The sequence below is a fragment of the Shewanella violacea DSS12 genome (genome assembly GCF_000091325.1).
GTDB lineage: Bacteria > Pseudomonadota > Gammaproteobacteria > Enterobacterales > Shewanellaceae > Shewanella > Shewanella violacea.
Genome location: NC_014012.1, coordinates 470,111 through 496,172, shown reverse-complemented (window position 1 = coordinate 496,172; position 26,062 = coordinate 470,111). Strand labels below are relative to the sequence as shown.

Sequence of the window (26,062 nt, the reverse complement as noted above, 5' to 3'; positions counted from 1 at the left end):
TCTCTTTAATGCTTAAATGAACGTCTAGATGGTATCATGCCAGCAATAATTGTTTATTCGAATTTTTCAGTTCCTGCTGTAAAGGAGTTTTATATGGAATGGCCCTTAATTATTGCAAGCTTAGTACTAGGTATCCTATTGGGTTACGTCGGTCACACGATCCTAGCCCGTAACAGTGAATCCGATGGCAAGGGTAAAGCTCACGAGCAGACAAAATTAGAATTGAGTCAACACAAACAAGAAGTCACAGATCATTTCGAGCTGCATCATAAACAACTCGCCGAGCTGACGGAGCAATTAAACAAGGTCAATAAGCAGTGGAATGAGGCGGCAAATTCCCTAGCCCCCAAAAGCAAGGCTAAGCCTCTAGCTAGCTTAGTCGGTAATGAAACCAATCACGACACCATAAGCGTACAAGACGATGAACTAGACAGTGAAAATGTCATAATAGTGAATCAAAATAATTAACCTTTGTTAATAAATATGAACTTTCATCCTTAGCCTATTGTCGGATTCAGTAACAAAAAGATTGATGATTGCTTCTTGATATAGCCCAGAAAACCTCTATATCCTTAAGTAATCCTTACGAATCCGATATTGGAGCTATGAATAGATGAAATCCAAGTTAAGTTTACTTTCAGCCGCCCTGCTTACGGCATCGCTCTCTTTGGCACCTAGCCTCTCTCAAGCAGCGATTCCAATGGCGGCCGAAGGACAATCCATTCCCAGCCTGGCTCCTATGCTAGTGCGCACAACACCAGCCGTAGTTGCCGTAGCCGTCACCGGGACCCATATTTCTAAACAGAAACTGCCCGATGCCTTCAGATATTTTTTCGGCCCTAACGCCCCCAGAGAACAAGTTCAGGAACGCCCATTTAGAGGATTAGGTTCCGGGGTGATCATAGATGCCGCTAAAGGCTATATAGTCACCAATAATCATGTGATTGACGGAGCTGATGAAATTCTAATCGGCCTCCATGATGGACGTGAGGTCGAGGCTAAACTTATTGGCACTGATTCCGAGGCTGATATCGCATTGTTGCAGATCAAAGCCGATAACTTGGTCGCAATAAAACGTGCCGATTCCGATAAACTCAGGGTCGGTGACTTTGCCGTCGCTATCGGTAACCCTTTCGGCCTAGGTCAAACTGTGACATCGGGTATTGTCAGCGCCATGGGCCGCTCAGGTCTGGGCATTGAGATGCTGGAAAACTTCATTCAAACCGACGCAGCCATTAACAGTGGTAACTCAGGCGGCGCCTTAGTCAATCTCAATGGAGACCTTATTGGTATCAATACCGCCATAGTAGCTCCCGGCGGCGGTAACGTAGGCATAGGCTTCGCTATACCTTCTAATATGGTTAGCAACTTGGTCGATCAGCTCATTGAACACGGTGAAGTCCGCCGTGGTGTATTAGGCGTAACGGGTCGAGACCTAACCAATGAACTGGCGAAAGGCTTCGGTTTAAACACTCAGCATGGCGGTTTTGTCGATCAGGTAATGGACGATAGCGCGGCCGATAAGGCGGGTATAAAGGCGGGAGATATTATTGTCAGTGTCAATGGGCGCAATATCAAAAGCTTCCAGGAGCTGAGAGCCAAAGTTGGCACCATGGGCGCTGGCGCTGAAGTCAAATTTGGCTTGATCCGTGATGGTAATAAACGCACTGTAACCGCGACATTAGGCGAAACAAGTCAGACTACTGAGACTGCCGCTGGCGCTATTCATCCCATGCTAACCGGCGCGGCATTAGAAAATAGTCAACAAGGCGTCGAGATTACCGATGTGGCTCAAAACTCACCGGCTGCTGCCAGTGGCTTGCAAAAAGGCGATCTTATTGTCGGCGTGAATCGCTCACAAATAAAAAACCTTAAATCCCTAAAGGCGAAACTTGCCGATCAACAAGGTACCGTCGCATTGAAGATCAAACGTGACAAGAGCAACCTATACCTAGTCTTGAGATAGCAATGTAGGCATAAAGGATACGCTTAACCTTTATGCCTTTTCTTATTCTCAGACAAACCAATAACCAAGCACTGAAAAGGTTATCTTCTTTGATGCTTCATCATTCTATCTTGATTACCTTCAAGCTTTAAACATGGTAATCTTAGGCTACTTTTTCTTTAAAATTCTCTGATATGGCCCTTAAAGACACTCTACTCTATCTCGGCAAAGCCGTTTTTTTCGGTCTAATTATGGCCGCAGTCTTTCTGGTCGTAACACCATTCTTGGCAAACAGGGATGTGACGAGTCTATTTTTTCAAAAGCGTGGTGATGATGGTGTTGAGCTTTCATTCTCTATGGCTGTCCGGCGTGCGGCCCCTGCCGTTGTCAATATCTATAGTCTAAGTGTCAATCGTGATAAACCTCTTAACTCTAGTACCCTACAGGGTCTTGGCTCAGGTGTGATCATGAGTGGTGAAGGCTATATTCTCACCAATTACCATGTAATCAAAAAAGCCGATGAGATAGTCGTCGCCCTGCAAGATGGTCGTAAATTCACCTCGGAAGTTGTTGGTTCAGATCCCATAACAGATCTAACCGTATTAAAAATTGAAGGCGATAGTCTACCTATAGTACCTATTAACTTAGGGGTACCGGCACAGGTCGGTGATGTTGTCTTAGCCATAGGAAATCCATATAACTTAGGCCAAACCATCACTCAGGGCATCATCAGTGCCACTGGACGTAATGGACTCAGTTCTGGCTACCTGGATTTTCTGCAGACTGATGCAGCGATTAATGCAGGAAATTCAGGCGGAGCACTGATAGATACCAGTGGCCACCTGATAGGCATTAACACTGCGGCCTTCCAAGTCGGAGAGGAAGGTGGCGGCCACGGCATAAACTTCGCCATTCCTATCAAACTCGCCCACAGCATAATGGGTAAACTGATTAAAAATGGCCGGGTGATCCGAGGAGCACTAGGCATTAGCGGTGAGCCCATCAGCCCAGTGATGGCACAAATATTAAACCTACCAGATCTTACCGGTGTGGTTATCACAGCGGTCGATCCTAATGGACCAGCGGCCCAAGCCCAGCTACAGCCAAGAGATGTGATCATAAAATACCAGGGAGAAGATATTCCTGGAGTTGAAATGCTCATGGATAGGATTGCCGAAACGCCCCCTGGAAAACACATATCCATGACCATCATACGTAAGGGCAAGCCCTATGATGTGCCAGTACTCATTGGTGAGAATACTAATATCCCAGAGTAACTGCTATAAAATGATTCATACAAAGGTCAGCCAGCAGCTGACCTTTTATTTTTTCCTAGCAATAGCGCTTACAGAAAACAAAAAAGCCATCGACACTCAGGTATCGATGGCTTTTTGCTATAACTGGCTTATCTTTTTACTATAAAACTTATACAGGTTCTCTGGTGCGCTCTACCTGACCACCTAAGCCTCTAAACTTCTCTTCGATATGCTCATAACCGCGATCCAGATGATAGATACGATCGACTATCGTGGTGCCATCGGCAACAAGTCCAGCAATAACTAGGCTGGCCGAAGCTCTTAAGTCAGTCGCCATCACTTGAGCACCATTGAGTCGCTCAATACCCTGAATAATGCAGGTATTACCTTCAAGTTCCATGTTTGCGCCCATACGAATAAGCTCAGGTACATGCATGAAACGATTCTCAAAAATGGTTTCGGTAATGGTTGAGGTACCTTCGGCTAACGCATTGAGCAAACAAAACTGCGCCTGCATATCCGTTGGAAAACCAGGATATGGCACGGTTTTAATATTAACCGCCTTAGGGCGTTGACCTTGCATATCAAGCTCAATCCAATCATTACCTGTGGTGATCTTAGCACCTGCATCTTCAAGCTTGGCAAGTACGGCCTCAAGAGTCTTTGGATCCGCCTTAACACAACGTATCTTGCCACGAGTGACCGCGGCGGCAATCAAGAAGCTACCTGTCTCGATTCTGTCTGGCATCACACGATAATGACAGCCCTGAAGTGATTCGACTCCTTGAATACGAATTGAGTCAGTACCTGCACCCTCAATTTTCGCGCCCATGGCGATAAGGCAATTAGCCAGATCGACAACTTCGGGTTCACGGGCGGCATTCTCTATGATGGTTTCACCATCGGCAAGGGAAGCTGCCATCAATAAATTTTCTGTCGCGCCCACGCTAACCATATCCATGAAGATATGTGCGCCTTTTAGACGCCCATCGACACGGGCCTTGATATAACCCTCTTTGACCTCGATCTTCGCACCCATCTGTTCTAAACCATGGAGATGAAGATTCACCGGACGAGCACCAATGGCACAGCCACCAGGCAGGGATACATCGGCGGTGCCGAAACGAGCCAATAATGGTCCCAAAATTAGAATCGATGCACGCATAGTTTTAACTAGGTCGTAAGGCGCACAAAAATTATCCAGAGAGGTGGTAGAGATACGCACTTCACTGTTATCGGTACGGCTTACTTCGGCGCCTAGGCAACGAAGCAACTCGCAACTTGTGTTTACATCTCTAAGATCCGGTACATTACTAATGACAAAGTCGGTTTCAGCCAACACGCCAGCCATCAAGATAGGCAAGGCGGCATTCTTAGCCCCGGAGATCACTACTTCACCAGCCAGCGCTTTGCTCGCCTGAATTTTTAATTTATCCAATTTAGATCTCGGTTTACATGTTGAAGATTTTTTCACGCTTCCATTGTGTCGGCGTGAAAGCATTGATAGTTAGCGCGTGTAGCTCACCACTGGTAATACGTTCCATCAGAGGCCCGTATATAGTTTGTTGCTGTTTTACGCGCCCCATACCATCGAAACACTCGCCGATGGCCACAATTTTATAGTGGGTCCCAGCTTGGGTCACATGCACTTCATCTAATGAGAGTGCATCTTGAAGCAGCTGCTCGATCTCTTTGAGCTTCGCAGCTTCATTTGCTAGTTCTGTCTCGTTGGTATCCATGGTTCTATTTACCTTTTTTTACTTCTTCATCGAAGAAGTGTTCCAAATCGTATAACCCAATTAGTTTCGATAGCTGACTCGATGCAGAACTGAGTGTTATCTCTCTTCCTTGTTGCTTAGACAGGGCTATCAGCTCTAGGATGAAAGCTATGCCTGCGCTGTCGCTATAAGTCAGTGCAGACAGGTCAATGACCTTAATATTATCACTGAGCAGACGCTTTCTCTTACCCCAAAGCTTAACCACATCTCCTTGTGAAAGCCTACCCGAAATACAACACACTGAATCTTGGCAGATAAACTCTAGCACTTAGAGCTTAACCCCATTAGATTTTTGACTCACATGGCCTTTATTGCGTTGCTCTAATTCTAAAATTACCGATTCAATCCCTTTTTGACGGATCAAGTTCGAAATTTCTGAGCTCTTAGATGCCAGCAAGCTAACACCTTCGGCAACAAGATCGAATGCCTTCCAACTACCGTCTTTGAGACGTCGCACTTTAAACATTAATTTTATCGCCGGTCGACCCGCTTCTATTAGTTCAACATTGACATCGACCATCTTCTCGCCGGTAAAATCTTTCCCTGGAGAAAACCTCACTTTTTGATCTGTGTACTCGGTGAACGCCTGAGCATAGGTCGATACCAGATAGCCTTGGAATGCTATTACAAATCGCTGTCTTTGCTCTTTTGTCGTGGCCTTAAGATGTGTGCCCATGACTTTATAAGAAGCATACTTATAATCGATATAAGGCATGAGTTCATCTGAGACTATCAGCTTAAGATGGTCTGGGTTAGCCTTAATTATGTCAATATCCTGATGAAATCTGGCAAAAGTATTATTTGCGACCGCCTCAACCATATCATAAGGATTCATGGTGTTTACGACCGAGTCTTCACTATGGGCTGTAGCACTCAAAACCAGCAAAAGAAGTGAAGCGGTATACTTACAGATACAATTAAACATTCTCATTTAAAATCCTTGACGCTATAAAAAAATATTCGACTATTTATTTCAATCTATCACTAGCTTCTATAGAAGCTTGACTCAATTTAAGCCTAATCTTTGACGCTATATAGGAACTGACCAATAAGCTCTTCCAGTACAAGTGCCGAGTGGGTATCGTGGACTCTATCGCCATCGACCAACATGGAAATATCATCGTCCATAAATCCAGGGGTTAGTCCCAGAAATTGCTCACCCAGTAAACCCGAAGTCAAAATGGAAAGGCTACTCGTTTCAGGGAACTGATCGAAATGCTTATCCATAGACAACTTGACCACAGGCACCAGTTCGGTGGGATCGAGAGTAATAGCACTCACCCGCCCAACAACCACACCACCAACCTTGACCGGCGAACGCACTTTAAGCCCACCTATATTGCTAAATTTAGCATATAGGGTGTAATTATTAGCCCCTGACCTGACTTCAACATTGGCTACATTGAACACTAAGATCAAAAAAGCTGCTAGGCCTGATAGTAGAAACACTCCCACCAATACTTCAATTTTACGAGTTAACATACTCTCATTTCCACTCTACATATTGAGCCGACTTGAGTCAGCTCAATGAAATCCATTAACGGCCAAACATTAGCGCCGTAAGTAAAAAATCTAATGCCAATACTGCCAGACTCGACTGAACAACCGTCTGAGTCGTGGCCTTACTTATCCCTTCAGGATTTGGCGTCACCTGATAACCTCTGTACAGAGCAATCCAGGTCACGACTATGCCAAACAGGAAGCTCTTAATCAAACAGTTGACGATATCCTGACGCCACTCTACAGAGGCCTGCAGAATCGACCAGAAACTGCCACTGTCTATCCCCTTCCACTCGACTCCTACTAGGTGACCACCATAGATCCCCACGGCGGTAAACATCAAGGTCAGCAGAGGCAGACTCACCACACCGGCCCAGAACCGAGGCGCTATAATCTGTCTTAGGGGATCGATAGCCATCATCTCCAGACTGGAGAGTTGCTCGGTACTTTTCATCAAGCCTATTTCGGCGGTTAACGCCGAGCCAGCTCGGCCCGCAAATAACAGCGCTGTCACCACAGGACCCAATTCTCTTAGCAAGCTCAGGGCAACCATAGGGCCAAGACTCTCCTCGGTACCGAAACCAACGAGAATATTATACCCCTGCAAGGCCAATACCATGCCAATAAACAGACCCGATATCAGTATTAGCACCATAGATTGCACGCCAACAACATAAAGTTGTTTAACAAATAGCGAAAATCCCTTTAAACGTGGCTTACGGACTACAGCCCCCCAAAGCATGAGACCAGCTCTGCCCAAGCCTGTAACCAGATCTATGCCGCCACGGCCAAGATTGGCTAAACTATCAGGCATACTCATAAACCTAGCCTCTCTATATTAAGAGGACACATTATCGACTTGCTAATAAGTTTATCTTTCACTGACCGACTAACTCCTCGGCATAATTTGATGCTGGAAAATGAAAAGGAACCGGGCCATCAGGTTCACCACCAATAAATTGTTTAAGCAGTTCATTGTCGGCGACTCGTAATTCCTCTGGAGTACCTTGAGCTATCACTCGCTTATTGGCCATAACGTAAACATAATCGGCAATGCCCAAGACTTCCTGTACGTCATGGGATATCACCACAGAGGTGAGCCCCAAAGCAGAAGAAAGTTCTTTGATCAGCTTCACCAGCACTCCCATTGAAATAGGGTCTTGGCCTGCAAAAGGTTCATCATACATCACCATATCGGGCTCGAGCGCAATCGCTCTGGCAAGCGCCACCCGGCGCTGCATGCCGCCGGAAAGCTCGCTAGGCATCATTTTGGCAGTGCCTCGTAAACCAACCGCCTCTAATTTCATCAATACTATACGAGCGATAATCTCTTCGGCGAGCCCTGAATGCTCGCGCAGAGCAAAGGCCACATTATCGAACACATTAATGTCGCTAAACAGGGCCCCACTTTGAAATAGCATGCTCATGCGCTTACGCAGGGTAAATAGCTCTTTGCGGCTACATTTATGCACATTTTTGCCATCGAAGAATACCGAACCTGAATCGGGAGTGAGCTGTCCGCCAATCAGCTTGAGCAAGGTCGTCTTACCTATTCCACTCGGGCCCATGATCGCGGTGATCTTCCCCTTGGGAATAGATAGGCTAATATCATCAAAAATGACGTGGTCACCGCGACTAAATTTTAAGTTGCGGATCTCCACCAATGACTTAGGTTTGGGTGACACTTCTATGTTCATACCGCATCCATTAAGTACAAGCACCAAGGGAAGACAGACAAGTCTGACAGAAACTGAGCAGCAAATTGTACGTAATTGCGCTTATAGGCACAACTGAATCGACACTTATCTTGTCTCAATACTTTCATTTTCATTCAAATCCAGCGAAAATGCCCATAGAGTCATTTTAGAATTGAATTAAATGTTATTTAATATTTTCATGCTTATTGCGGGATTGAGCGTTTTGGTGTGGAGCGCCGACAAATTTGTCTATGGTGCGTCAGCCTTTGCCCGCAACCTCGGACTCCCACCTATGTTAATCGGCTTGACCATAGTGGCAATGGGCAGCTCAGCTCCTGAAATGTTCGTCGCGGTCACGGCATCCATGGAAGGCATGACAGATACAGCCATAGGTAACGTATTAGGTTCAAATATCGCTAATATCACCTTGATATTAGGTATCACGGCTCTGTTAGGAGCGATTTCTGTTCGCTCCCAGACCCTGTTACGGGAAATACCCTTGATGTTGGCTGCCACAGCTATCGCGGGATATTTCCTTCATGATGGCATGCTGACACGCACGGAAGGCGTTACCTTGATGGGACTCTTCTTCATTCTTATGGGGTACCTTATCTGGCATGGCTTAACCAGCAAGCAAGTTGACACACTAGAAGATGAGGCCGATAAAGAAATTCCTAAGGGAGTCCCGACTCACAAGGCAGTTTTCTGGCTAATCGCCGGCATTATTTTATTACCCCTGTCTGCCGACTGGATGGTTCAGGGCGCGGTCGGTATCGCCAAAGCCTATCATCTATCGGATTTGGTCATAGGATTGACCATAATAGCCATAGGCACGAGTTTGCCTGAACTTGCGGCTTGTGTGGCTGGCGTACTGAAAAAAGAACACGATCTGGCTATAGGTAATATTGTCGGTTCAAACTTATTCAACATTCTCGCCGTACTGGCACTTCCAGGAATTATAGCCCCAGGTGAAGTCGATGCAGCGGCCAGTACCCGAGATTTTTATATGGTAATGGCCACGAGTAGCGCCCTTGTCATACTCATTTTACTGAGTGGCCGTGCAAGAGCATTAAAGCCTTGGCATGGAGGCGTGTTATTGTTGACCTTTATCTCGTATCAACTAGTCCTTTTTCTTGCTTAACAAGACTTGGTTCAGACTGAATAAACAGAGAGTTCGAAATGCTAGATGTAAATAAATTACGCCAATGGGGCAAGAAAGTTATCGATGTGGAGCGAAAGGCTCTCGATAACTTATATCAATATGTAGATTCGGCTGAGTTTGCCGCTGCCTGTAAATTGATCTTCGAGTGCACGGGCAAGGTCATCGTCATGGGGATGGGCAAGTCAGGTCATATCGGCAATAAAATTTCGGCTACCTTCGCCAGCACAGGAACACCCGCATTTTTTGTTCATCCCGGTGAAGCCAGTCATGGGGATCTGGGCGTACTCAGTGAGGACGATATCATCTTAGCCATCTCCAACTCTGGAGAAGCCTCGGAAATCTTAACCTTGATGCCGGTCATTAAACGTATGGGCCTGCCTATCATAGCGCTAACGGGTAATCCAGAATCTACCATGGCTAAACATGCGGTCGTGCATCTGTGTATCGAAGTGCCCGAAGAAGCTTGCCCCTTAGGACTCGCGCCAACATCCAGCACCACGGCAACCTTAGTCATGGGCGATGCCCTAGCAGTAGCACTATTACAGGCAAGAGGCTTTACCAGAGATGATTTCGCTCTATCACACCCAGGTGGTATGTTAGGTCGAAAATTACTGCTTAAAGTCAGTGATGTCATGCATAAAGGTTCCGAACTGCCTCTGGTCAGGCATAATATCTGTGTCACAGATGCTCTCTATGAGATATCGAACAAGGGCTTAGGTATGACAGCGGTTACCGATGATGACAACAAGTTAGTGGGTATTTTTACCGATGGCGATCTTCGCCGAGTCATAGACGCCCAGGTCAACTTAAGAGAAACATCTATATCCGATGTGATGAGTAAAGCCTGTACCACCATATCCGAGGGGATTTTGGCCGCCGAAGCACTAAAAGTGATGGACGAAAAAGATATCAATGGTCTCATCATAGTAGATGATAATAACACCCCCATAGGAGCATTAAATATGCTCGATATGGTGAAGGCAGGAGTAATCTAGAATGAATGAATCTCATCAGAGTTTTTATGGTCCTGTAACGGACAAGGTTTGGCAGAAAGCTAAGCAGATAAAACTGCTTATCTGCGATGTAGACGGCGTATTTTCCGATGGTCTGGTCTACATGAGTAATGGCGGTGAAGAGCTAAAGACCTTTCATACTCGGGACGGATACGGAGTGAGATCTCTGCTCACCAGTGATATTCCCGTGGCGATCATCACAGGGCGCAAGTCTCAGATAGTCGAAGACCGCATGACAGCACTGGGCATCGAACATATTTATCAAGGTGTCGACAACAAATTAATGCCATACCAAGCGCTATTATCCCTATATGATGTGACCCCAGAACAGGTGGCTTATATAGGTGATGATATGGTTGATCTGCCGGTAATGAAACAAGTAGGCCTCTCAGTCTGTGTCGCAGATGGTCACCCTTATGTGAAGCAAGCTGCCGACTTTGTCACTAGCATCAAAGGCGGACATGGGGCCTTACGTGAGTTAACGGATCTGTTACTCCTCAGCCAAGAGAAATTCGATACCGCACACGGTATGAGTATATGAATAGAGTGACTCTGGGCATCATAGCTTTCTTCGGAACGGCCTTGCTGCTGTATTGGCAAGTACAATCCAAGAAAAATGATCAAGGGGTGGCGTTCGATGCCAGCTTAAGACCAGATTATATTGCCGATGATCTGCGTAGTGTCGATTATAATGAGTTAGGTTTAGTCAGCAGCCGAGTCACTGCCACCCATATGGAGCACTTCGATGAGGCCAATATGACCTATTTCACTAAGCCCATATACCTAGTCTATCCCAACGGTGGCCAAGCAAAATGGCGCCTGCAATCGACGATGGGAACACTGGATAAAAAGTCAGGTAAAGTCGTGCTCGAGAACGATGTTATTATCGATTCAGTCAACGCTGAAGAGCCGATCCAAACCATGAAAACCAGTTACTTGGAATTAGACCTCAATACCATGATCATGACCTCAGATCGTGAGGTGTACATCACAGGTAATGATTTTATGATCCAAGGTATGGGCTTGTTCGGTGATCTTAAAGCTCAGAAAGTACAACTATTGAGTAAGGTTAAAGGAGTATATGAGGTCAATTAGCCTTAAGCTGCACTAGCCCAAAGTAAAAGTAAAAAATAATTAGACTCAGACCAACGCTCCATATGTGTTGTGAATAAGACAAGTACGCCATTTGAAGGACGATATGAACAAACATAACCTAATCATCGCAGCTCTACTGTGTGTCACAAGCTTTAGTGGTATAGCAAAGCAAAATGATCTCATGCAAGAAGTTAAGATCTCAGCCTCTAGTCAAGAAGCGGATATCAAGAACAATCAGATGATCTTTCATGGTCCGGTAGAGGTGACTCAGGGATCGATCAAGATCTTGGCCGACGAACTCAGAGCGACCTCTAAAGAAGATGGCGGCGGAAAAATACTTGTCGCCATAGGCAATCCCGCGACTTACTCGCAAATAATGGAAGATGGACGCCCGGCTTCAGCCAGTGCCAAAGAAATTAGATATGAACTATCGAGCAGAACCTTAACCTTACTAGGTAATGCCACGCTGGAACAAGATGCTAGTCGAGTGACAGGTAATATGATTCGCTACAACATAGCTAAGCAACAGTTAATAGCTGAAAGTAAAGGCAATGATAGGGTCATCACCATTATCCAGCCTGAAAGCTATCAAGATACCAGCCAAGATAAGGCAAAACAACCGCCGGCGGCCAAGAAACTACCGACGGAATTACCTGAAATAGAACAAGATAAAACTAACAATCAAGCTAATAAGCAAGACGCTATGCCAGCTCTGTTACCAATCATAGGGCAGGAAAAGCAATGAGCCAGATGACGCTAAAGGCAGTCAACCTTGCCAAGAGTTATAAGAGTCGTGCCGTAGTTCAGGATGTTAGTATCACAGTAAAAACCGGCCAGATTGTCGGCCTGCTAGGTCCTAATGGCGCAGGAAAAACCACCACTTTCTACATGATCGTCGGTTTAGTACAGAGTGATAAAGGCAGGATCTTAATCGATGATGATGATCTAACCTTAGATCCTATGCACCTGAGGGCAAGAAAAGGCATTGGCTATCTGCCTCAAGAGGCGAGCATATTTAGGAAGTTATCGGTGCGGGATAACATAATGGCTGTCCTGCAGACTCGCTCAGATATAGATAACAACGCTCGAGAAGAACAACTCGAGAATCTTCTAGAAGAATTTAATATTACTCACATCCGAGATAGCCAAGGCATGGCGCTCTCGGGGGGCGAACGCAGACGCGTCGAGATAGCCAGAGCCTTAGCAGCCAACCCTAAGTTTATTCTCCTGGATGAACCTTTTGCAGGTGTCGACCCAATCTCGGTTATCGACATTAAAAAAATTATCCAGCAGCTTAAGAGCCGTGGTTTAGGTGTACTGATCACCGACCATAATGTGCGTGAAACCTTAGACGTATGTGAACGAGCTTACATAGTCAGTCACGGAAATTTAATCGCTGAAGGTACACCCGCCGAAATCATGGACAATCAGCAAGTAAGAGCTGTGTACTTAGGTGAACAATTCAAGCTATAGTTAATCAAGAGGCTTATTCTTAACGCGTATTAAGGGATGAGTCACTACAGATACTCGGCTACCTAGCCTAAAATTCAGGGGCTCAGAGAAGCCCCAAACAAGTCCAAGCAGGCTGTCTCATTTTATAATTACATGAAGGGAATAGCGGTAAATGAAAGCGTCACTCCAGCTTAAAATGGGTCAGCAGTTAACCATGACACCACAACTGCAGCAGGCTATACGTCTATTGCAATTATCGTCGCTGGAACTGCAACAAGAAATCCAACAAGCGTTAGACTCCAACCCTTTACTCGAACTAGATGAAGAGCAAGTTGATCCCCCAGTCAATGGCGAAGACAAGACCGTAGACACTGAAGACTTTAGTGCCACTGCAGAGAGCGATGGCCCAATTGACAACTCAGCGGTTGAAACCTCCGAGGCGATAACCCGAGATTCTATGCCCGAAGAGCTCCCCATGGACACCACTTGGGACGAGGTCTATACCGCATCGCCTAACTCAACTTCCGGTGCCATGCGCGACGACGATATGCCCTTCCAGGGGGAGACCAGCGAAGGTTTGTATGAGCATCTCGAATGGCAGAAGAATCTAACACCGTTTTCTGATAACGATCTCGCCATAGCAACGGCCATCATTGAGGCCATAGATGAGAGAGGCTATCTCACCCAGAGCATTGAAGATATTCTCGAAGCCATGGGAGATCCTGAAATTGAACAGGATGAAATTGAAGCCGTACTTAAACGCATCCAACACTTCGATCCTATCGGTATCGCAGCCAGAGATCTCAGTGAATGCCTCTTGATCCAACTGGCACAATACGCTGACACGACTCCACATATAGATAACGCCAGGATCCTGATCAGAGACCATCTGGATCTGATCGCCGGACGAGATTTTCGCCTGCTAATGCGCAAGACTAAGCTCAAGGAAGATGCTCTTAGAGATGCCATAGAGTTAATCCAGACGCTTAACCCCCGTCCTGGATTGGCCGTTACCCCGGGCAAGGATGAATATGTCATCCCTGACGTCACAGTGACTAAGAAGAAAGGTCGCTGGATGGTCGAATTAAATCCAGACAACATGCCGAAGATCAGTGTAAATCAACATTATGCATCTATGGCAAAAAGTACAAAGAGTCAAGCAGATAGCCAGTTTATTCGTGGGCATCTGCAAGAGGCTAAATGGTTTATCAAGAGCTTAGAGAGCCGCAACGAGACCTTACTGAAAGTCTCAAAATGTATCGTGAAATTCCAACAGGGTTTCTTCGAGTTCGGTGAAGAAGCAATGAAACCTATGGTACTTAACGACATAGCCGAAGCCGTTGAGATGCACGAATCCACCATATCCCGCGTCACTACACAGAAATATATGCATACCCCAAGGGGCATATTTGAGCTGAAATACTTTTTTTCAAGCCATGTAGCTACCGATGATGGTGGGGAGTGTTCATCTACCGCGATTCGTGCTTTCATAAAGAAGCTGGTCGCCGCCGAAAACCAACAGAAACCACTCAGCGACAGTAAGATGGCCTTGTTATTAGCGGATCAGGGCATTAAGGTTGCGAGACGCACCATAGCTAAGTATCGTGAAGCTATGTTGATTCCACCATCGAATCAACGTAAGAGTTTGTAGAATAAGGAATAAAGGAATAAAGGTCATAGCCTAACTAGGGGAACCTAGTTTAAGTGACGGCCTGATTAACGCTTATTGTAAGTGCTAATCACCAGAAGCGGCCTGTAGTCGATATTAGTTAGGCTCAACTCCTGGTAAAACAGGGAATTATGTTGTGAGTTAAATCCCGAAAGATTTACCTATCATCAACTTAAGAGTTAAATCGGAAACTGGAGGAGTATTTCTATGCACATAAACCTAACTGGACACCATATAGAGATCACGACATCGCTAAGACATTATGTCGAAGAAAAGTTCACTAAGCTTGAACGACATTTCGATCAGATCAATAATGTGCACGTTATTTTAAATGTTCAAAAAATGCAGCAAAAAGCCGAAGCTAAACTCCACCTTGCCGGTGGTGAGGTTTTCGCCATGTCAGAGAATGCTGACATGTATGCCGCAATAGACTCCCTGATTGATAAGCTCGACCGTCAGGTTATTAAACACAAAGAGAAGCTAACAAAGCATTAAATAATGGAATTAAGCAGCATCCTGCAGCCGGAGTGTACCACTTGCGCCACTCCGGGCAGTAAGAAAAAGGTATTGGAACTCATCAGCGATCTTGCGGCTGTCCAATACCCAACCCTATCTTCACAAGAGATTTTTGAAAGCCTCTTGGCGAGAGAAAAAATGGGAAGCACAGGTATAGGTAATGGTATTGCGATTCCTCATGGTAGGCTGAGCAACATAAGTCAACCGGTTGCTGTATTAATCAAGTGCGAAGAGCCTATCTCCTTCGACGCCATTGATAAGCAACCTGTAGATATACTATTCGCACTTTTAGTACCTGCGGATCAATGTGAGCAGCATTTGAGTACTCTGTCATCTATGGCCGAAAAGCTCAATAATAAGCTTATTGTGAAACAGTTACGAAAAACTCAAGATGAGTCAGAACTCTATCAGGTAATAACACAATGAAACTGGTGATGGTATCCGGTCGCTCCGGTTCGGGAAAATCTGTTGTACTCAGGGTCCTAGAAGATCTTGGCTACTACTGCGTCGATAATCTTCCTCTGCCGCTCATGGATACCTTGCTCGAACAACTTAAGGGCAGCACAGATCTTGTCGCCATTAGTGTTGACGTGCGTAATATGCCAGAGCAAGATAAAGAGTTTTTAAAGCAACTTGCTAACCTCCCTAAGGGCACAGAACTACTCAGTTTCTTCTTAGACTCCAGCGATGAAGTACTGCTGAAGCGCTACAGTGAAACTCGCAGGTTACACCCTCTATCCCGCACTAAGACTTCGCTGAAAGAAGCCATAGAACATGAAAGAGAGCTACTCGAACCTGTATCTAAGATGGTCGATCATTACATAGATACATCCAACCTCAACATCTATGACCTGAGTGATAAGATCCGTGAAATTCTCTTGGGTAGTGTCGATAAAGAGCTGGTAATTAACTTCGAATCTTTTGGCTTCAAATATGGCATGCCGGTGGAGGCTGACTTCATGTTTGACGTTCGTTTCCTGCCAAATCCCCATTGGGAACCTGAGCTAAGACCCATGACAGGCCTAGATGAGCCGGTTCAACTTTTTCTGAGTCAACAACCAACAGTCAATAAGTTTATCTGGCAAATAGAAAATTTACTGGCCACCTGGTTACCTCACTTGGAAAGAAACAACCGTAGTTACCTTACTATTGCCATAGGCTGTACTGGCGGACAACATAGATCGGTTTATGTCACTGAGCAGTTAGCTAAGCTTTTTGCTAACAGTAAGCATAAGATTCAGGCGCGCCATCGCGAATTGAGCGATGACTAAATTAGAACGTCAGGTCACCATATGCAATAAACTCGGCCTCCATGCCCGAGCTGCGACTAAACTCGCCATCTTGGCTTCGGAATTTGACGCCGAGATAACCATAGTGCAGGGAGAGAAAAAAGCCTCAGCTGCCAGCGTATTAGGCCTGTTGATGCTAGAGACTGGCATGGGGAAAACCATCACTCTACTCGGTAAGGGTCAGGATGCCGATGCCGCACTCGATGCAATATGTGCCCTGGTCGATGCCAAATTCGATGAAGCGAGTTAACTCTAATCTTTTAATCAATTCACGCTATAATCGCCCTTTCTTTTTATCCATTAGCTAGTTAACCCTAGTCTAAATCAAATTATCAATTCACCACCAAAGGAGGGTCAACTATGCCGAGAGAAGTACTAGACAGCGAAACAACAGATCAACGTCTAAATCGGCTCACCCAAGCCCTTGGTAGTGGTATGTTCGTCCATGTCAGAAACATGCTCCATGATATGGCGGCATCTGATGTTGCTTTTATTTTAGAATCCTCCCCTCCAAGAACGCGTCAGGTGTTGTGGCAACTTATCGATCTGGATCATACCGGCGAGATCTTAGATGAATTAGGTGAGGAGCTAAAAGATAACCTCATCAAGCAGATGACACCCGAACGAGTGGCCAAAGCCGCTGCAGGAATGGATACCGACGATCTCGCTTATATTCTGCGTAGCTTACCGGACAGTGTCTTCAATAAAGTACTCCAGTCCATGAGCAGTCAAGATAGAACCAGAGTCGAGCAGGCTCTATCCTACCCTGACGACACGGCTGGCAGCATAATGAATACTGATACAGTCACCTTGCGCCCAGACGTCAACATAGATGTAATACTGCGTTATCTTAGAATTCGCGGAGAGCTACCGGAAGCGACTGATACCCTCTATGTTGTCGATAAGCATGACAATTTACTCGGCGGTGTCAGAATTTCAGATCTACTCACCTGTAACCCGGACGCATCGGTCAGAGACATTATGGCCTCGGATCTAGAGGGCATACCTGTTGGCATGAATGACAGCGAAGTCGCGCAATTATTTGAGCGCCACGATTGGATCTCGGCACCTGTGATCGGCAAAGATAATCAGCTACTAGGCAGAATCACCATAGATGATGTTGTCGATATCATCAGAGAAGATGCAGAGCACTCCATGATGGGCATGGCGGGAATGGATGATGATAGCGATACCTTTGGCCCTGTGTTGAAGAGTACCTTACAACGTTCTCTATGGCTGACCATCAACTTATTTGCCGCCCTCTTAGCTGCATCTGTCACTAATATGTTTGAAGGTACACTGGAACAATTCGCCACCATAGCGATTCTAATGACCATAGTACCCAGTATGGGAGGCGTCGCTGGCAATCAGACCTTAGCTCTGGTGATTCGAGGCATAGCACTGGGTCAGATAGGACAGAGTAACTCTCGCTGGCTCATAGGCAAGGAGCTGGCAATCGGCTTCCTCAATGGCCTGTTATGGTCTGTACTGGTATTTGTGGCCGTATGGCTCTGGAAAGGAGATGTGGCATTAGGTGCACTCATAGGCGGAGCCATGCTAATTAATATGACGGTGGCGGGTTTTGCCGGTGCCTGTATTCCCTTACTGCTTAAAAAAATGAATATCGACCCGGCCCTAGCCGGTGGCATGGTATTAACCACAGTCACGGATGTGATTGGCTTGTTTGCCTTCCTCGGGCTAGCCACCTTCTTCCTGCTGTGATCACTGAGCACTCTTCAAGGCTCTTAACCTAAGCTTATCTCAATAATCCTAGGTACCATATTGAGATAACGCATTAGTCAGCACCATAAATTATCTGCCTAAACAAAAAATGGCCTACATATGTAAGCCATTTTTGATATCAATTCGATTCTTGCCTTTAGCTCTTAACGCAATGGGCTCAGAATAATCTCGACACGTCGATTCTGTGTCCGACCTTGGGCTGTGCTATTACTGGCTATGGGTCTAGCCTCGCCGATACCTTCAGATCTGACTCTGGCATATTCAACTTTTTGAGAGATAAGGTAGTCAGCTACTTCAACAGCGCGAACTTTAGACAGACGAAGGTTATATGACTCAGATCCTGAACTATCCGTATAACCCAATATATTGATTTGAGTATTATCATACTCTTTAGCGACTAAGGCCACGCTATTAAGCACGTTTTTAGCCCCAGGATTTAGATGAACTTCATCGACACCGAAGGTGACTTCGTTAGGCATATTCAACACGATATTGTCACCACTTCGAGTCACGCTGACACCAGTTGATCGCAACTGTTTACGCAGCTCAGCTTCTTGGACATCCATGTAATATCCTATGCCACCACCCAATGCTGCACCCGATGCTGCACCAATTAATGCCCCCTTGCCACGATCACTCTTACTTGAAGAGGCTACGCCGATTGCTGCCCCGGCAATTGCACCGATAATAGTACCGTTAGTCGCCTTGGCATTTTGGCCTTCATTGGTATAAGGATTCGTTGTCTGGCAGCCAGCAACTAAGATACTAGTAGCAAGAACAGCGACACTCAGTACTAACTTATTCATTTTTTTAATCACACAAAACTCCAGAATATCCTAATAATTTTATACTCAAGATATCAAACAGGGTAAACACAACTTACACTTTGTAAATTGAATGGCGTTTAGTATATAAACTCTCTATGAATAAACAATTGTTCATAGGCTAATTGTGCACTGTTCAGCGTAAAAGCCATTCTTAATACAGTAAATGGTTACTAACTCGACATTTTTTACACATTTAAATGAGATAATCCTCAAATTAGAATAGATCAATAAGAGAGCTAGTGTGAGATCAAAACTTTTAATCGTTGAAGATAATCAAGATGTCGCGGGTATTCTTGCTGATTATTTTGAAGTACAAGGAACTGAAGTCGACTTCGCTACCAATGGCGAACTTGGGTTTAAGCTTGCTCTTGAGTCAAATTTCGATGCCATCATACTGGATCTAATGCTGCCTAAAATGGATGGCCTAAGTGTGGCTAAAGAACTGAGGAAACAAGGCTGTACCACACCTATCCTGATGTTAACCGCACTCGATGATAAACAAGACCTACTGAACGGCTTCGAATCTGGGGCCGATGACTATCTGGCCAAGCCTTTCGACTTAGATGTACTCAATGCCCGCATCACAGCATTAATAAAACGACAGCAAGGTAAGGTCGCTTTAGGAACATTAAAATACGCCTGCCTTGAATTAAATACTGCGGAACATCAGGTTTATCGCAACGGAACTAAGCTTATTCTGACCCCCACTTGCTATCAAATATTGCAACTATTGATGAAACGCGCCCCCCATGTGGTCAAACGTGAGGAGCTTATCGAGGAGGTATGGGGAGACATGCCACCGGGTAGTGATATATTACGTAGCCACATGTACCAACTTCGCAATCAATTAGATAAACCATTTCCCGAGTCGATATTGGTCACTGTGCCCAAAATAGGCTTTAAACTCCAACAACAAACGTTAGATAGCGATAGTAATGAAAGTCCCTAAATTAGGTAACTCTACGGCCCAAAGCCTAACCAAGAAATTAAGCTTATACTTCAATGGTATAGCTCTTCTTATTGGCATATTGTTTTTTGCTTTCAGCCAGGCGGGACTCTATTGGCTCGAAGATGAGATAAACAAGCGCGTCTTACAACAGACTGCGGATTATGCCATCAGCCAATTTCAGCAAGGTGCTAGATCCCCTCTCATCATAGGTCCTAACATCTTGGCCTATGATTCAGCCGAGGCATTCCCCGAGAAATTCTTGCCACTGACACTATATCCCGTAGGCTACAATGATGAAGTCACCGACGACATAGCTCATGACCTCTTCTTCCATTACTCAAGCTTTGACCTAGATGGTGAAACTAGCCCCCTCTTCTTAACGCTGGCAGCCGACAAGATCGAGCTCAGCTCTGATGATTGGCGATATATCAATTTTGCCTCACTGGCCATCATGATACTCCTGTACCTAGCATTCGATTTCGCCATTTCAAAGTTATCGAAACGTTTAGTTCAGCCAGTCAATCAGCTCAGTCAGCAACTTAAATCCGCACAAAGAAAAACTAGCTTTTCCGTGCCTGAAGGGTCGGCATTAGAGTTCACCGAACTCTCTAATAGTCTCAATAAGTATCGAAACCAGAGTGAACTCCTGATACAGCAAGAGCAGTCATTCGCCAAATATGCCAGCCATGAATTAAGAACGCCTTTAACCGTTATTCTAGGAGCCACCAAGCTGCTCGACAAGAGTGCTGAGCCTGACTTTCAACTGCGACAGAGAGATAGAATTGCTAAGGCTGCGACCAATATGCAACACACTATTGAAGCCCTATTGAGTCTAGTCAAACAAGAGCAGACAAGAGAGAACTCCTCCAGTAGAAAACTGACTGAAAGCGAAATCAAGCTGATTTTAGAGGAGGTCTCCCCTCTGGCTAAATACAAGCACCTCAAGGTTGAACTCAAGATATTTGCTGAACCAGAGATTCAGCCGAGTGCTCCCGTACTGAGAATGTTACTGATTAACTTATTGCAGAACGCCATCAATGCCAGTGACTCTGGGGTCATCACCTTGGAAATTTGGGACACTTGTATCAAGGTTCTGGATCAGGGCCGCGGATTGAATGATGCAGAACAGAGTAAGGACGGTCACGGTTTAGGCCTCTTGATCGTAGATGCACTCTGTAAACGCTATGGATGGCAGCTGTCTTTAACTGCAGGTGAGTTTTCTGGTTGTATTGCCCAATTAGACTTTGCTTGCCATGAGGATGAATCATCTAGCTAACCCCTCTTGAGCTAGCCATTTTATCGAGTTAAAACCTTTGATAGGCTAGCCTGAGAGTATCACCCTAAACTTAGTTTGTAGTGACTCAGCATCTTGCTGACCGTACTTGATCAATAGATCATCCTTACCATCGCCATTGAGATCTTCGCTAGACACCATGCCGCCATCTTGAGGCAGCTGGACTGAGATCTTTTCACCACGTTTAACGAAGAGACTATCACTGTCGCTACCCAGAAATATCTGCAAGCTATCATCACCATCAGACAGCAGCAGATCTTGCAAGCCATCACCATTGATATCCGCTAGCTTGACCACAGGAGTACCACTTTGACCCGAAGTGAGGCTGAAACTTAACTCCACCTCTTTGCTGATATTGGCATCATCGGAAAACTGGCTATTGCCATCCATCTTAAACAGATACACGTCCTGGTCGATACTGCCCGAGATCAAGGCGCCTATAATCTGTGATAAGCCGATATCGAATCCCACCACCAGCACCTCATCCTTATTATCGCCGTCGATATCGATAAACTCTAAGTCGGTTAAGGTGCCATCGGCTCGAATCACGCTATTAGGCTTCTTTGGAAATGTCAGCTGCCCCTCGGTGTTTTCACCAAGATAGATCTCATAATCATTCACCCTATCCAGCACACCTGAACTCTTGGTGTAACGCACCACCATATCGGCTAAGCCATCATTATTGATATCTTTGAGCTCCTCCACCTTGCGGTAAATCAAGTCGCTCTGATCTAACTGCTCACCAAAAGCATCACGTTTGTTCCACCAATCCAGACCACTGATAGCCAGACGAACCGAGCTGTATTTAGCAATCGGATCGAAATTCCCCGACTCATCTTGTCGATATACCTCAAGCTCACCCTCACCTATCTTGACGATATCCAGCTTACCATCGAGATTAATATCGGCACTATAGATTGCTGAGTGAGTGTAGTGGGCACCATCGTTATAGAGTCTGATCTGAGGCTTAATCGGCAGTTGTTGCCTGTGATAACTGCCGTCGGTCTGTGCGATAAAAATCTCAACCCGTTCAAAGTCGCTAATGATGATGTCATCCAGACCATCGCCATTGAGATCCCGAATAAAATCACTGTCACTGATATAGTCGGGTCTATGCTTGAGCGACATGGAACTAATTTCGGCTACGATTTGGAAGGGGTTTGACTTATCACTGGGAACGAATCTAATTAAATGCTTACTCGATAAGAACATCAACTGCTGAATTTCATTAGCATTAGTATTAGCATCAGTCGACGAATTATCCTTGTCGCGTCCGGTCAAATCGAAGCTGGAAAGCTCATCGGGAAGTTTAACTTTTAACGACTCGCTATACTTGCCCTTGAGTTTATCGAAAGTAAAAACACTCAACCACTTTTGCTGGAAATCATCCACGCCAAAGGTGATTAACTCCTTGCCACTAGCCGATAACAAATTGGCCGGCAATATGGGATGAGTCAGCTTGAAACTGACTTCAACGCTGTGAGACTCCAATGTGACAGCTGAATTTTGAGAAGCGGCATTCACGCCAAACGATGCCATAGCCATAACAGGAACTACTACGGCAGATAGTGCAGCAAGCACCGATAAACGAAAGAAACGGCTTATTATTTTTTCCATCTACAACTAACTCCATTTTAGATCCCAACACGATCCATATAAATAGCCTAAATACTTAAGCGCTTAATCTATCGACTCTGAAACAAAAAGAAAGTTCAGTTAACCAAATGTTACAAACTAATAAGGCTGGAGCCTATTTAGATACCATTTATCGCGTAAACAGCCCCTTATTTGCCAGTAGCACATCCATATTCCACTTTAAGCTGTAAGTTACGATTGCTATGTGTTGGTCATCTCCCAGCGCGAGTCATCTCCCGGCGGCCCTAATCACTAAATACATGGCCAGAGTAGGCTTTGACCTTGAAACCTGCGGCTTTTAAGTTTCGCTTAAATTGACCATTATTTGCTAGTAGCACATCAATATTCCACTTTAAGCTGTAAGTTACGATTTCTATGTGCAGGTTATTTCCAGGCGCGAGTCATCTCCCGGCGGCCAAGTACCCCTGGGTAGGCTTTAACCTTGAAGCCAGCGGCTTTTAAGTTTCGCTTAAATTGACCATTAGCGCAGTAGGTCACCAACATGCCACCCACTTGCATCATGGGCATAAGGCGATCGAAGTTATCTTGTAGCCAAAGTTCAGGCTGCTTACTGGGTGTGAAGGCATCATAAAAAACCAAATTGATACTGTCATCTCCCGTTCGAAACTCCTGTAACTTGCCATAGACCTTATGCAGCACGAAACCTGGGATTAGCTCCACATCGCGATCCCAGGGTGCTTGATGTAGTTTATCGAATAATTCGGCAATTTGAGGACTGAAACTGGCCTTATAATTGAGTTGTGCCACTATCTCCATGGGTATGGGATAGGCCTCGATACTGGTAAAACGGATAGGTCGCACTAGTTTACCTGTCTTAGCCAAAGCACTTTTCAGCGTCAGGATGGCATTCATGCCAGAGCCAAAACCTAACTCTAAAATATTGACTCCCTTAAACTCAGGCTTTAGCTGCTCAAACCCGGACTGAATATAGACATGTTCGGACTCACTCATTGCACCATTATGAGCATGATAACTATCATCAAACAGTGAACTCATCAGGGTATGTGAGCCATCCTTTGTCATTTTAACTTGGATCTTGTTCAACACTTATCAGCCTCCCACACACACGAATTGCAACCTAAGCCTTTATTCGAACAGAAAATTATACCTGAGAACGCCAGATTTCCCCTTAGCTGTAGAAAAGGATAGCACTATATTTTTTAAGCTATGCCGCTTACCACCAAATCAGGGTATAGTTCACAAAAATATAAAAAACGTGATAAAGAGGGATAATCCATGTTTACCAAAAGCCTTATCGGTCTCAGTGTTCTAGTGGCACTGTTTGGATGCACTAATGATCAGACTGAAGCTACACCAAATACAATTAAAACCAGCGACAAGCTAGTCAAAACACCTGAGGTCGATATAAACAAACGCGCCAATATTGACCTTAAGGTGGCCCAGTTCACCCAAGACTTCATCCAAGCTGAGCCGGCATTAGCCACCTCTTTAAATCTCAGTTCAGACATTGGCGGAGACTTTCAGCAGCGACTGCCCGATTACTCTCCAGCAGGTATGCAGGCATTGCAGCAAAAGATGCAACATTGGGCATCAGAGCTAGCCAGCATAGATACCGCAAATTTATCGGATGATGACAAACGCCATGTCGTCGTCAACCAAGTAATCGCTAGTTACTACGCCGGCGATAGGACATTTAACGCTGGTTATATCGATACCTGGGCCGGTCACTTACCTTACATAGTCAACCAAATTAGTGGTCCACTGATCGATATACCCGCTATTTTGACCGATCAGCAGACCATCTCAAATTTAAGCGATGCCCAAGACTATCTAAGCCGCTTGAGCGCCTTGGCAGAAATGACCCTACAAGTAAAAGCTAAAGTTGAAGCCGACGCCACTAACGGTGTCATTCTTCCCAAGCCACTATTTACCAACACCCTCAAGTATCTCGCTAATTTCGTCGCAAAACCTGCTAGTGAACACGCCTTAGTCACAAGCTTCGAAGAAAAACTCACTAATACAGCTAAGATAAATGATAAACACAGGCAAGACTTAGTTGCACAAGCGACTAAACTAGTCGGTGAAAAAATCTATCCAGCTTATCGTAAAGTTAGCTTACTCATGACCAGTTTAGAGCAAAAAGCACCAACTGATGTAGGCATCTGGGCTCAACCTAATGGTGAGTCTTTCTATCAACATGACATCACCTATTTGGCTGACTCTGATTTAAGTGCGGATGAGATCCATCAGTTAGGTATCGAAGAAGTTAACCGCATCACCAGCGAGATGGACAGCATCTTAAAAGCTAATGGTTACGACAAGGGAAGTGTTGGTGAGCGCATGATACAGCTCAGCAGTGAACCACGTTTTTTATACCAGAATTCAGATGCAGGCCGTCAACAATTGCTAAGGATCTTAGTAAAGATATCGCTCTGGTGATGACTAAGGCACCCCAGCTATTCTCTACTTTGCCGCCACAAGAGGTGATAGTTAAGCGTGTGCCAATTGAAACTCAAGCTGGTGCGGCAGGAGGTTCCTATATACCACCGGCGCTCGATGCTAGTCGACCCGGCGTCTTCTTTATCAATCTTAAAGATATGACCTCTATCTCTAAGTACAGCCTCAAGACGCTCACTTACCATGAGGCTGTTCCTGGGCACCATTTCCAGATAGCCCTCAACATGCTGCAAACAGATATAGGCCTGATGCGTCAAAACGCTTCATTCAATGCCTATATCGAAGGATGGGCCCTATATTCCGAGCTACTAGCCTCGGAGATGGGCATGTATGAAAACGATCCTTGGGGCAACTTAGGTCGACTCAAGGCCGAAGCTTACCGCGCCGCGAGACTCGTGGTGGATACCGGACTTCACCATAAGAAGTGGACTCGCCAGCACGCCATAGAATATTTTGCCGAGGCGACAGGCTCGACCCAGAAAGAGGTCACTTCAGCCATCGACCGCTATATTGCCTGGCCGGGTCAAGCCCTGGGCTACAAGCTTGGTATGTTGAAGCTGGTCGAGCTCAGAGCCAAGGCGCAGCAAGCTCTGGGAGAGCAGTTTGATATCCGAGCCTTCCATGATCTCATCTTACTGCCAGGTGCCAGACCTATGTCTGTGGTTCAGGCTGATGTCGAGCAATGGATAAAAGCACAAACATAGGCCAGAGCCTAGCCCCTATCCCTAGGCCGAACCTTAGGCCTAGGGATATTTCAATCTCGCCTTATTCTGAACGTATATGATTCTGTATAGCCTAATCCC

The 26,062-nt window shown here is 45.4% G+C and carries 26 protein-coding genes and 2 pseudogenes; 18 read left to right on the top strand and 10 right to left on the bottom strand.

Annotated elements, in window-relative coordinates:
* Positions 1–93 precede the first annotated feature (93 nt).
* From SVI_RS02005 to degS, 3 genes are all read left to right on the top strand, one after another.
* Entirely contained in the window at positions 94–468 is a 375-nt protein-coding gene (locus tag SVI_RS02005) for a ZapG family protein (protein WP_041419585.1), read from the top strand.
* A gap of 145 nt (positions 469–613) precedes the next feature.
* Positions 614–1,966, top strand: a complete 1,353-nt coding sequence (degQ, locus tag SVI_RS02000; protein ID WP_013049715.1) for a Do family serine endopeptidase DegQ — start codon at positions 614–616, stop codon at positions 1,964–1,966.
* A gap of 173 nt (positions 1,967–2,139) precedes the next feature.
* The gene (gene degS, locus SVI_RS01995) at positions 2,140–3,222 is read left to right on the top strand and encodes an outer membrane-stress sensor serine endopeptidase DegS (protein WP_013049714.1); all 1,083 of its coding nucleotides are present in this window, start codon (positions 2,140–2,142) and stop codon (positions 3,220–3,222) included.
* Between the two features lie 148 nt (positions 3,223–3,370).
* Here degS and murA read toward each other — a convergent pair whose 3' ends face one another.
* From murA to SVI_RS01960, 7 genes are all read right to left on the bottom strand, one after another.
* Entirely contained in the window at positions 3,371–4,639 is a 1,269-nt protein-coding gene (gene murA, locus SVI_RS01990) for a UDP-N-acetylglucosamine 1-carboxyvinyltransferase (RefSeq protein WP_013049713.1), read from the bottom strand.
* A 13-nt stretch (positions 4,640–4,652) separates the two neighbouring features.
* Complete coding sequence (locus tag SVI_RS01985; RefSeq protein ID WP_013049712.1) at positions 4,653–4,940, bottom strand: BolA family protein; 288 nt, start codon at positions 4,938–4,940, stop codon at positions 4,653–4,655.
* Positions 4,941–4,944: 4 nt separating this feature from the next.
* The gene (locus tag SVI_RS01980) at positions 4,945–5,220 is read right to left on the bottom strand and encodes an STAS domain-containing protein (RefSeq protein ID WP_331370562.1); all 276 of its coding nucleotides are present in this window, start codon (positions 5,218–5,220) and stop codon (positions 4,945–4,947) included.
* A gap of 27 nt (positions 5,221–5,247) precedes the next feature.
* Positions 5,248–5,910, bottom strand: coding sequence for an MlaC/ttg2D family ABC transporter substrate-binding protein (locus SVI_RS01975; protein WP_157608643.1), 663 nt, complete (start codon positions 5,908–5,910; stop codon positions 5,248–5,250).
* An 86-nt stretch (positions 5,911–5,996) separates the two neighbouring features.
* On the bottom strand, positions 5,997–6,461 hold the full coding sequence (gene mlaD, locus SVI_RS01970) for an outer membrane lipid asymmetry maintenance protein MlaD (RefSeq protein ID WP_013049709.1): 465 nt from the start codon (positions 6,459–6,461) through the stop codon (positions 5,997–5,999).
* A gap of 55 nt (positions 6,462–6,516) precedes the next feature.
* A complete protein-coding gene (gene mlaE / locus SVI_RS01965; protein WP_041419584.1) occupies positions 6,517–7,299 on the bottom strand; it encodes a lipid asymmetry maintenance ABC transporter permease subunit MlaE in 783 nt (260 codons plus the stop codon).
* A gap of 58 nt (positions 7,300–7,357) precedes the next feature.
* Positions 7,358–8,176, bottom strand: a complete 819-nt coding sequence (locus SVI_RS01960) for an ATP-binding cassette domain-containing protein (protein WP_013049707.1) — start codon at positions 8,174–8,176, stop codon at positions 7,358–7,360.
* A gap of 181 nt (positions 8,177–8,357) precedes the next feature.
* Here SVI_RS01960 and SVI_RS01955 point away from each other — a divergent pair, with 181 nt between their 5' ends.
* From SVI_RS01955 to mgtE, 12 genes and pseudogenes are all read left to right on the top strand, one after another.
* Positions 8,358–9,317, top strand: coding sequence for a calcium/sodium antiporter (locus SVI_RS01955; protein ID WP_013049705.1), 960 nt, complete (start codon positions 8,358–8,360; stop codon positions 9,315–9,317).
* Between the two features lie 38 nt (positions 9,318–9,355).
* Positions 9,356–10,333, top strand: a complete 978-nt coding sequence (locus tag SVI_RS01950) for a KpsF/GutQ family sugar-phosphate isomerase (RefSeq protein ID WP_013049704.1) — start codon at positions 9,356–9,358, stop codon at positions 10,331–10,333.
* Position 10,334: 1 nt separating this feature from the next.
* On the top strand, positions 10,335–10,892 hold the full coding sequence (kdsC, locus tag SVI_RS01945) for a 3-deoxy-manno-octulosonate-8-phosphatase KdsC (protein ID WP_013049703.1): 558 nt from the start codon (positions 10,335–10,337) through the stop codon (positions 10,890–10,892).
* A complete protein-coding gene (gene lptC, locus SVI_RS01940; protein WP_013049702.1) occupies positions 10,889–11,446 on the top strand; it encodes an LPS export ABC transporter periplasmic protein LptC in 558 nt (185 codons plus the stop codon). The genes kdsC and lptC overlap by 4 nt, the downstream gene beginning before the upstream one ends.
* Before the next feature lie 103 nt (positions 11,447–11,549).
* A pseudogene (gene lptA / locus SVI_RS01935) lies at positions 11,550–12,083 on the top strand (lipopolysaccharide transport periplasmic protein LptA); the annotation flags it as partial.
* A gap of 104 nt (positions 12,084–12,187) precedes the next feature.
* Positions 12,188–12,919, top strand: coding sequence for an LPS export ABC transporter ATP-binding protein (gene lptB, locus SVI_RS01930; protein WP_041419582.1), 732 nt, complete (start codon positions 12,188–12,190; stop codon positions 12,917–12,919).
* Positions 12,920–13,070: 151 nt separating this feature from the next.
* Complete coding sequence (locus SVI_RS01925; RefSeq protein WP_013049699.1) at positions 13,071–14,549, top strand: RNA polymerase factor sigma-54; 1,479 nt, start codon at positions 13,071–13,073, stop codon at positions 14,547–14,549.
* A 225-nt stretch (positions 14,550–14,774) separates the two neighbouring features.
* Entirely contained in the window at positions 14,775–15,062 is a 288-nt protein-coding gene (hpf, locus tag SVI_RS01920) for a ribosome hibernation promoting factor (protein WP_013049698.1), read from the top strand.
* A gap of 3 nt (positions 15,063–15,065) precedes the next feature.
* Positions 15,066–15,509, top strand: coding sequence for a PTS IIA-like nitrogen regulatory protein PtsN (gene ptsN / locus SVI_RS01915; RefSeq protein WP_013049697.1), 444 nt, complete (start codon positions 15,066–15,068; stop codon positions 15,507–15,509).
* Positions 15,506–16,354 carry an RNase adapter RapZ gene (gene rapZ, locus SVI_RS01910; protein ID WP_013049696.1) on the top strand — a complete coding sequence of 283 codons (849 nt, stop codon included), beginning with the start codon at positions 15,506–15,508 and terminating at the stop codon, positions 16,352–16,354. The genes ptsN and rapZ overlap by 4 nt, the downstream gene beginning before the upstream one ends.
* On the top strand, positions 16,347–16,622 hold the full coding sequence (locus SVI_RS01905) for an HPr family phosphocarrier protein (protein WP_013049695.1): 276 nt from the start codon (positions 16,347–16,349) through the stop codon (positions 16,620–16,622). Before rapZ ends, SVI_RS01905 begins: the two co-directional genes overlap by 8 nt.
* 110 nt (positions 16,623–16,732) lie before the next feature.
* Entirely contained in the window at positions 16,733–18,094 is a 1,362-nt protein-coding gene (gene mgtE, locus SVI_RS01900) for a magnesium transporter (RefSeq protein WP_013049694.1), read from the top strand.
* Between the two features lie 164 nt (positions 18,095–18,258).
* Here the strand turns inward: mgtE and SVI_RS01895 are convergent, their stop codons facing one another.
* Complete coding sequence (locus SVI_RS01895; RefSeq protein WP_013049693.1) at positions 18,259–18,921, bottom strand: OmpA family protein; 663 nt, start codon at positions 18,919–18,921, stop codon at positions 18,259–18,261.
* Positions 18,922–19,183: 262 nt separating this feature from the next.
* Here SVI_RS01895 and SVI_RS01890 point away from each other — a divergent pair, with 262 nt between their 5' ends.
* Together SVI_RS01890 and SVI_RS01885 are read left to right on the top strand one after the other, a co-directional pair.
* Positions 19,184–19,891 (top strand): response regulator transcription factor, encoded by a 708-nt coding sequence (locus SVI_RS01890; RefSeq protein WP_013049692.1) that lies wholly within the window; start codon positions 19,184–19,186, stop codon positions 19,889–19,891.
* A complete protein-coding gene (locus SVI_RS01885; protein ID WP_013049691.1) occupies positions 19,878–21,167 on the top strand; it encodes a sensor histidine kinase in 1,290 nt (429 codons plus the stop codon). The genes SVI_RS01890 and SVI_RS01885 overlap by 14 nt, the downstream gene beginning before the upstream one ends.
* A gap of 45 nt (positions 21,168–21,212) precedes the next feature.
* Here SVI_RS01885 and SVI_RS01880 read toward each other — a convergent pair whose 3' ends face one another.
* Together SVI_RS01880 and mnmD are read right to left on the bottom strand one after the other, a co-directional pair.
* Positions 21,213–22,802, bottom strand: coding sequence for an FG-GAP repeat domain-containing protein (locus SVI_RS01880; RefSeq protein ID WP_013049690.1), 1,590 nt, complete (start codon positions 22,800–22,802; stop codon positions 21,213–21,215).
* A gap of 402 nt (positions 22,803–23,204) precedes the next feature.
* Positions 23,205–23,888 carry a tRNA (5-methylaminomethyl-2-thiouridine)(34)-methyltransferase MnmD gene (mnmD, locus tag SVI_RS01875; RefSeq protein WP_013049687.1) on the bottom strand — a complete coding sequence of 228 codons (684 nt, stop codon included), beginning with the start codon at positions 23,886–23,888 and terminating at the stop codon, positions 23,205–23,207.
* A 189-nt stretch (positions 23,889–24,077) separates the two neighbouring features.
* Here mnmD and SVI_RS01870 point away from each other — a divergent pair.
* Positions 24,078–25,963: pseudogene (locus SVI_RS01870) on the top strand (DUF885 domain-containing protein).
* Positions 25,964–26,062: the final 99 nt, after the last annotated feature.

Bases quoted from the DNA above. Each gene is read 5' to 3' on its own strand.
- lptB (WP_041419582.1), top strand. From the start codon at position 12,188: ATGAGCCAGATGACGCTAAAGGCAGTCAACCTTGCCAAGAGTTATAAG.
- SVI_RS01975 (WP_157608643.1), bottom strand. From the start codon at position 5,910: ATGAGAATGTTTAATTGTATCTGTAAGTATACCGCTTCACTTCTTTTG.
- SVI_RS01925 (WP_013049699.1), top strand. From the start codon at position 13,071: ATGAAAGCGTCACTCCAGCTTAAAATGGGTCAGCAGTTAACCATGACA.
- SVI_RS01880 (WP_013049690.1), bottom strand. From the start codon at position 22,802: ATGGAAAAAATAATAAGCCGTTTCTTTCGTTTATCGGTGCTTGCTGCA.
- SVI_RS01960 (WP_013049707.1), bottom strand. From the start codon at position 8,176: ATGAACATAGAAGTGTCACCCAAACCTAAGTCATTGGTGGAGATCCGC.
- SVI_RS02005 (WP_041419585.1), top strand. From the start codon at position 94: ATGGAATGGCCCTTAATTATTGCAAGCTTAGTACTAGGTATCCTATTG.
- rapZ (WP_013049696.1), top strand. From the start codon at position 15,506: ATGAAACTGGTGATGGTATCCGGTCGCTCCGGTTCGGGAAAATCTGTT.
- SVI_RS01985 (WP_013049712.1), bottom strand. From the start codon at position 4,940: ATGGATACCAACGAGACAGAACTAGCAAATGAAGCTGCGAAGCTCAAA.
- degS (WP_013049714.1), top strand. From the start codon at position 2,140: ATGGCCCTTAAAGACACTCTACTCTATCTCGGCAAAGCCGTTTTTTTC.
- lptC (WP_013049702.1), top strand. From the start codon at position 10,889: ATGAATAGAGTGACTCTGGGCATCATAGCTTTCTTCGGAACGGCCTTG.
- SVI_RS01905 (WP_013049695.1), top strand. From the start codon at position 16,347: ATGACTAAATTAGAACGTCAGGTCACCATATGCAATAAACTCGGCCTC.
- SVI_RS01895 (WP_013049693.1), bottom strand. From the start codon at position 18,921: ATGAATAAGTTAGTACTGAGTGTCGCTGTTCTTGCTACTAGTATCTTA.
- hpf (WP_013049698.1), top strand. From the start codon at position 14,775: ATGCACATAAACCTAACTGGACACCATATAGAGATCACGACATCGCTA.
- SVI_RS01950 (WP_013049704.1), top strand. From the start codon at position 9,356: ATGCTAGATGTAAATAAATTACGCCAATGGGGCAAGAAAGTTATCGAT.
- kdsC (WP_013049703.1), top strand. From the start codon at position 10,335: ATGAATGAATCTCATCAGAGTTTTTATGGTCCTGTAACGGACAAGGTT.
- SVI_RS01955 (WP_013049705.1), top strand. From the start codon at position 8,358: ATGTTATTTAATATTTTCATGCTTATTGCGGGATTGAGCGTTTTGGTG.
- SVI_RS01885 (WP_013049691.1), top strand. From the start codon at position 19,878: ATGAAAGTCCCTAAATTAGGTAACTCTACGGCCCAAAGCCTAACCAAG.
- degQ (WP_013049715.1), top strand. From the start codon at position 614: ATGAAATCCAAGTTAAGTTTACTTTCAGCCGCCCTGCTTACGGCATCG.
- ptsN (WP_013049697.1), top strand. From the start codon at position 15,066: ATGGAATTAAGCAGCATCCTGCAGCCGGAGTGTACCACTTGCGCCACT.
- mgtE (WP_013049694.1), top strand. From the start codon at position 16,733: ATGCCGAGAGAAGTACTAGACAGCGAAACAACAGATCAACGTCTAAAT.
- mlaD (WP_013049709.1), bottom strand. From the start codon at position 6,461: ATGTTAACTCGTAAAATTGAAGTATTGGTGGGAGTGTTTCTACTATCA.
- mlaE (WP_041419584.1), bottom strand. From the start codon at position 7,299: ATGAGTATGCCTGATAGTTTAGCCAATCTTGGCCGTGGCGGCATAGAT.